At 40.5% G+C, this 6032-nt stretch carries 8 protein-coding genes; all 8 read right to left on the reverse strand.

Annotation, left to right across the window (positions count from 1 at the left end):
* Positions 1-290 precede the first annotated feature (290 nt).
* Positions 291-551 (reverse strand): type II toxin-antitoxin system Phd/YefM family antitoxin, encoded by a 261-nt coding sequence (locus NCY30_RS07080; RefSeq protein WP_006427751.1) that lies wholly within the window; start codon positions 549-551, stop codon positions 291-293.
* Positions 552-603: 52 nt separating this feature from the next.
* Positions 604-1950, reverse strand: coding sequence for an MATE family efflux transporter (locus NCY30_RS07085; protein WP_006427750.1), 1347 nt, complete (start codon positions 1948-1950; stop codon positions 604-606).
* Positions 1940-2395, reverse strand: a complete 456-nt coding sequence (locus tag NCY30_RS07090; protein ID WP_006427749.1) for a MarR family winged helix-turn-helix transcriptional regulator — start codon at positions 2393-2395, stop codon at positions 1940-1942. The genes NCY30_RS07085 and NCY30_RS07090 overlap by 11 nt, the downstream gene beginning before the upstream one ends.
* A 240-nt stretch (positions 2396-2635) precedes the next feature.
* Complete coding sequence (locus NCY30_RS07095) at positions 2636-3613, reverse strand: aldo/keto reductase family protein (protein WP_006427748.1); 978 nt, start codon at positions 3611-3613, stop codon at positions 2636-2638.
* Positions 3614-3627: 14 nt separating this feature from the next.
* Entirely contained in the window at positions 3628-3837 is a 210-nt protein-coding gene (locus NCY30_RS07100) for a substrate-binding domain-containing protein (protein ID WP_006427746.1), read from the reverse strand.
* Positions 3801-4340: a substrate-binding domain-containing protein gene (locus tag NCY30_RS07105; RefSeq protein ID WP_147578449.1), complete on the reverse strand. Its 540-nt coding sequence runs from the start codon at positions 4338-4340 to the stop codon at positions 3801-3803. The genes NCY30_RS07100 and NCY30_RS07105 overlap by 37 nt, the downstream gene beginning before the upstream one ends.
* Positions 4241-4861, reverse strand: a complete 621-nt coding sequence (locus tag NCY30_RS07110) for a methylated-DNA--[protein]-cysteine S-methyltransferase (RefSeq protein ID WP_022415842.1) — start codon at positions 4859-4861, stop codon at positions 4241-4243. Before NCY30_RS07110 ends, NCY30_RS07105 begins: the two co-directional genes overlap by 100 nt.
* A 183-nt stretch (positions 4862-5044) precedes the next feature.
* On the reverse strand, positions 5045-5932 hold the full coding sequence (locus tag NCY30_RS07115; RefSeq protein WP_006427743.1) for a LysR family transcriptional regulator: 888 nt from the start codon (positions 5930-5932) through the stop codon (positions 5045-5047).
* Between the last annotated feature and the right edge of the window lie 100 nt (positions 5933-6032).

Raw genomic sequence — 6032 nt, forward strand, 5'->3', positions numbered from 1 at the left:
TGTTTTCATTCCTCCCTTTTCTGCACAAAAAATGCAGCTCTGTCGTATAAGTTGGACTTACGCTGACAGGCTACACACTTTTTCATGACAAATATTATGTTTTAACAAATAAAAAACGAGCAGCAGGTAAACTGGATTTACGCTTACTCGCTACTCGTTTGTGACTATTATATTTCCTGTTTTTCCAAAAGTCAAATAAATTTTTTCTGGTATTTTCCCCGAAAAATTATTGTAAAACCTTTGAACTCACATCCGTCTCAAACATCGGAAGATAACGAAGTTGATACGATTTATTTTCCATGTATCACGCTCCTTACATTCTTAAATACACTTTCATGAGAAAGTCTTTCCTCAGTTGCTGCCGCCTGCCTGTCTGCTTCATCAAGTTTCATTTCTACATTGTTAGTAAGACTTGCATACTCTTCTAAACTTAAAACTACCATAGAACCATAACCATTCTTCGTTAAATACACAGGATTCCCACTATTTACAATTGTCTCAATTTCAGGAAATTTGTTTCTTAAATCAGAAACTGGTCGAATTTGAATCATTTCTTCCTTTCATTTTTATTATCTATATTTTATCATAATCACAATAATATTTTTATTTTTTACTTATTTTCTTCTCCTGCTTTCCAAGATAAATATAAAATCCAACATTCAGCACAATTCCCACCATCGTCGATACCGGCGCCGCAAGACCAATCTTCGTAAGGCTCGCATCCGGTTGGATACTCATGACATATGCAAATGGAAGACGTACCAGCAAGGTCTGGATCAATCCCTGTGTCATTACCCAGACCGTCTTATTATTACCATTGAAGTATCCGACCATACTGAACAGGATCGCTGTCACGATTGTCTCCAGTGCAAATCCTTTCAGATATGCATAGCCTTTCTGGATAACGGCTGCATCTGTCGTAAAGAATCCTGCGAGCATATCGCCTTTTAACATCACCAGTAAGAATACCATGCATCCCACAACCAGGCCGACACCGATTCCGGTGAACATGGATTTCTTCGCACGTTTCGTCTTTCCTGCTCCGATGTTCTGGGATACGAAAGATGCCATCGACTGCATCAGCGCACTTGGTACCAGCATCGCAAAGTTGACGATCTTGCATGCAACACCGTAACCTGAAGAAGCTTCCAGACCAAGCCGGTTTACGAATGCACAAAGTGCCAGGAAGGACATCTGTGTCAAAAACTCCTGCAGTGCAAGCGGCAGCCCAATCTTCAGAAATTTCTTACACTGGCTGTTCAGGCTGAAATCTTTTCTGGTAATCTTAAATGGAAGTTTCTTTTTGATCAGAAGGATTACGGCAAATACTACGCTGAGTGCCTGTGCTGTAACCGTTGCGATCGCCGCACCTGCTGCATCCATGTGAAGTCCTGCCACCAGTACCAGATCTCCGATCACGTTCACGATACATGCAACAAATACAAATAGTAACGGAGATTTACTATCTCCCAATCCACGGAAAATTGCGGATAAAAGGTTGTATGCGACGATAAAGAAGATACCGCCTCCGCAGATACGCACATATACTGATGTCAGATCAACTGCTTCTTTTGGAGCCTGCATCAGTACTGAGATCGGATGTGCAAATCCTACCATAACGATAAATAAGCAGGCTGCAATCATAGTAAATACAACTGCCGAGCCGCCAATAACCGAACCTATCTGATCCGGTCTCTTTTCGCCCAGATACCTTGCTATCAAAACCGTGATTCCCATCGCAAACTGAATCACTACGAAAGTGACAAGATTCAATACCTGGCTTCCTGTGGACACTGCCGAAAGTCCTGATGTCGAACCAAATCTTCCGACCACCAGAAGATCCACTGCTCCATATGCCGCCTGAAGAATCAGTGCTCCCAGCACCGGCATCATAAATGCAATCAGTTTCTTAAGAATGCTTCCCTGTGTAAAATCTGCCTTATCGTTCATCGTAGTGTTTCCTCCTTTCACACATGATCTGATAGAATTTTTCGATCGTCTGTATCATGCATTCTGCATCTTCGTCCGGTATTTCTTCCATATATGGAAGCAGGCTGTCAAAATATTGTTCGTCATATTTCTGTGACAATTCTGAGCCTTTTTTCGTAACAGTAATGTATGTGACACGTCCATCCTCTTCGGAAGCAATCTTCTGAAGATATCCTTTTTCTTCCATTTCTTTGACCGTTCTTGTAACACCCGGTCTTGGAAGCTCCATTGCATCGCTGAGATCCGATACTTTTACCTGTATGCCCTTTCTTTCCAATGACTGAATCACATCCAGATACTGAATAAAGGATGCTCTGACACCTTCCGGCAGCGGCGGGAGCATATCCCGGGTCCGTTTTGCCTGATAGCATGCGTCGAACATCCTTTTTATGATTTCACTTGTCATATTTTGTCCTCCTTATATAATCATCATACAATTATTGCTTACCATTCTCTTGATATTGCAATGCATTCATAAAATTCTGTTAATAAACAGTAATCCAAATAATTACCTCTGTTAATTACCATTGATAATTATATGCAGATTTCAAAATTTGTCAAGAACTTATTTCATTGTTACACATTTGCATGGCGATTAAAGGCGGGGAAAATAACTTTTCCCCGCCTCTATGCATTTATATCAGTATTATCCTACATGGCGTTCAAATCTCTGGAATCCAAGAATCTTCTCAATCCGTTCCATCGCATCATCCGGAATCTCCAGATCAACAGCTTTGAGGTTATTCTCAAGCTGCGACGGCTTGCTTGCCCCTGCGATCACGCAGCTGATCTCCGGGTGTTTCAGAATCCATGCCAGTGACAGGATTGCTACATTTGTTCCCAGATCATCTGCCACTTTGGAAAGTTCATCCACAATTGCAAGATTTTCATCCGTCAGCAGATTATTGATCTGTTTGTCTGCCTGATGTGTTGCACGGGATCCTTCCGGATATGGCTGTCCTTTTTTATATTTACCGGTCAGAAGTCCCTGCGACAACGGTGAAAATGAAGTGATACCGATTCCGTATTTTCTGCAAGTTCCCATGATCTCATGCTCAATATAGCGGTCTACCATATTGTACTGTGGCTGGATCACTGTGATTGGATATAAACCACGCTTATCAATGATCTTCTGTGCTTCTTCAATTCTTGCACTTCCCCATTCTTCACTTACACCGTAATACAGCACCTTTCCCTGAGCAACCAGATCACTCATCGCACGAAGTGTCTCTTCCAGATCTGTGTTCTCATCATAGCGATGGCAATAATACAGATCCAGATAATCTAAGTTCATATTTTTCAGAGACTGCTCACAGTTTTCCATAATGTGCTTTCTGGAAAGTCCTCTATCATTCACGCCATCTCCTGTCGGGAAATAGACCTTGCTTGAGATCACCAGATCTTTTCTCGGGAATTCTTTTAACACTTCTCCGAAGAACCTTTCAGCTGCTCCTCCTGAATATGCATCTGCACAGTCGAAGAAATTAATTCCATTCTCATAGGCAAGTTTTACAACTTCTTTTGCCACATCTTCCTCGGAACTTTCTTTCAGATCTGTCATCCAGCTTCCAAGTGCAATCTCACTGACTTTGATTCCTGCTTTTCCTACGTTACGATATTTCATGTGTATATCCTCCTTTAAGTAAATTGGTTAAACGTTTTCATATTATACAGAGTTCCACGCTCCATAATCTCATATGGAAGGATCCTGTCTGTAAGCGGCATTCCCTGATCTATATATCTGATCAGCATTCCAGCTGCCTGTCTTCCCATCTCATACGCATCCTGTCTGACCGCAGTAAGTTTCGGATTCAGATATTTCGAAATGTAAATATCATCAAATCCCATGATCTTAATGTCTTCCGGAATTTTTTCCCAAGTTCTTTGCTTGGCGATATCGAGATATCTGCTGTAATATACGCCGGCTGTCTGCAGCCTTTTCCGGCAATATATGCCGCTACATCCTTCATTGCAGAAAATTTATCGATCAGAACACTTCCCATATTCTCCCTTTTCTTTATCTTTCTGTCCATAAAAACCACCGGAACCGTTATGTTTTCCAGAAGTTTTTCACTTGTTGCAGGATTGAAACTGACGTATATAATACCGTCCACCATCTTTGCTTTTAATGCATCCAAAAACTTTTCTTCCTGTATATAGTTATTATCAGTACTTCCAAATAATACGGTATAACCATGCAGAAAGGCCTCATCCTGAGCACCTTTTGCCCTCTCTGGAAATGCATTGTCAATTATATTCCGTATTTTTCCAGATCTACCCTTCCGTTTATCACTTCGACTCCATCCGCCCGAAGAAGTTCTGCCTGCACATTCTGGCCTCCAAATGCAAATGCTCCGGCCAGTTCTCCTTTTGCATTAACTACACGGAAGCATGGAATATGTTCCGGATCCGGATTCTTATGCAATGCATTGCCCACGGCTCTTGCCATCCTGGGTTCTCCTGCCATCTCTGCAATCTTCCCATAAGTTGCCACATGTCCTTTTGGAATACGCTTCACTGCTTCATAGATTCTCTTTGTCGGACTGTCCGTAACCAGATCATAGCTTTCTGCGATCATTCTTTTGATCTCTTCTTCCGGAATGGTCCCATCCAGAATGATCGTATTCCAGTGTTCTTTATTCAGATGATATCCGGCCGTCACTGACTCATACGCCGAGCGCCAGAAGTCTCTCCACTCCGGATTCACTTTGACATTCAGATTGATATAGCCTTCCCGTTCATATATCCACAGAAATGTTTTTTTACTTCCTTTAATCCGCACCAGCTGCCAGTTCGGATCACGAAATGGCTTTTCTTCATATACATTATAAAATGACATTCCGTATGCTAATGCTTCCTCTCTTGTCATCATATACTTCTTATCCCTCCTGATTTCTGCTTTCAGATTAACAGAAATCAGCATTTCTGTAAACGGTAATGCTCTGGCATTTATGCATATGAATTATTCCTGTAAGGATGACTTCATCATCTCCGTAACACTTTTCTCCGGTGCAGCACAGATAATAATGTAATAGAATGCCTTCCCCTGCCAATATCAGTACTTTTTCAGAAGTTCCTCACATATTCCAATATATTTTTCTGTATAAATACTGCCCTTTTCCCAGATAAAATCAAAATCATGCTGCATTTTAAAATCTGAAAGCCTGATTTCTTTCAATGTTCCGTTCTTAAGTTCATCCGCTACCGCAATTTTGTACATAAATGAAATTCCACAATCTCTTTTTAAAAGCCCGATAATTGTATGCATATTTTCCACTTCTGTATAGTGAAGAAAATCTTTTATCCCCATTCCCCTTGCAAGAAGTAACTCTTCTAAAATATTCCTTGTCCCGGATCCCGGTTCACGTACAAGCAGGCGCTCCTTCACCAGTTCCTGCATCGTTTCCGGAGATTTTACTTCAAATATGTGATCTCTGGCACAAACTGCTATATATTCTTCAGTACTGTAATTTTTATGTTCATAATTTTCCTTCGGATAATTCCCCTCTACAAGTGCCAGATTAATAATTCCTTCATCCAGCAATGTTAATAGCTGTGTTGTATTTCCATAATGTATGTGTACATTCATCTCCGGATGACCGATCAGAAAATCTGCTATTTTATCTACAATTGCATATTCTCCGATCGTCATTGTAACCCCTATAGAAAGAGATTCCATCTTATGGGATTCATTTCTTATCTCATTCATAATTGCCAGCTGATCATTTTTCATTGTCATCAGACGTTTTCTGAGTATCTCCCCTGCAGGCGTCAGATACAGTTGTTTATTACAATAAGAAAACAATCTGGTATTATATTCCTTTTCAAGGAAACGAATATGTTGCGAAACCGCCGGCTGTGTAATATGTAATCTTTTTGCTGCCTCTGTAAAGTTCATCGTCTCACATACCGTAAGAAATGTATCTGTTCTAAAATCCAGCATAATTTTCTTCCCTTCATTGTCAATTTGATTTTCACAAATGATTTTTATTAATTCTCTTTCATATCTGTCAATAATTTTTTATTATCGTTCAATAATATTA

Origin of the sequence: Dorea sp. MB18-49, from assembly GCF_023669465.1 — a bacterium.
Lineage (GTDB): Bacteria > Bacillota > Clostridia > Lachnospirales > Lachnospiraceae > Dorea_A > Dorea_A longicatena.

What these genes read in the sequence shown, in the direction of transcription:
- NCY30_RS07080 (WP_006427751.1), bottom strand. Translation starts at nt 551, where the DNA reads ATGATTCAAATTCGACCAGTTTCTGATTTAAGAAACAAATTTCCTGAA.
- NCY30_RS07085 (WP_006427750.1), bottom strand. Translation starts at nt 1,950, where the DNA reads ATGAACGATAAGGCAGATTTTACACAGGGAAGCATTCTTAAGAAACTG.
- NCY30_RS07090 (WP_006427749.1), bottom strand. Translation starts at nt 2,395, where the DNA reads ATGACAAGTGAAATCATAAAAAGGATGTTCGACGCATGCTATCAGGCA.
- NCY30_RS07095 (WP_006427748.1), bottom strand. Translation starts at nt 3,613, where the DNA reads ATGAAATATCGTAACGTAGGAAAAGCAGGAATCAAAGTCAGTGAGATT.
- NCY30_RS07100 (WP_006427746.1), bottom strand. Translation starts at nt 3,837, where the DNA reads ATGGGATTTGATGATATTTACATTTCGAAATATCTGAATCCGAAACTT.
- NCY30_RS07110 (WP_022415842.1), bottom strand. Translation starts at nt 4,861, where the DNA reads ATGATGACAAGAGAGGAAGCATTAGCATACGGAATGTCATTTTATAAT.
- NCY30_RS07115 (WP_006427743.1), bottom strand. Translation starts at nt 5,932, where the DNA reads ATGCTGGATTTTAGAACAGATACATTTCTTACGGTATGTGAGACGATG.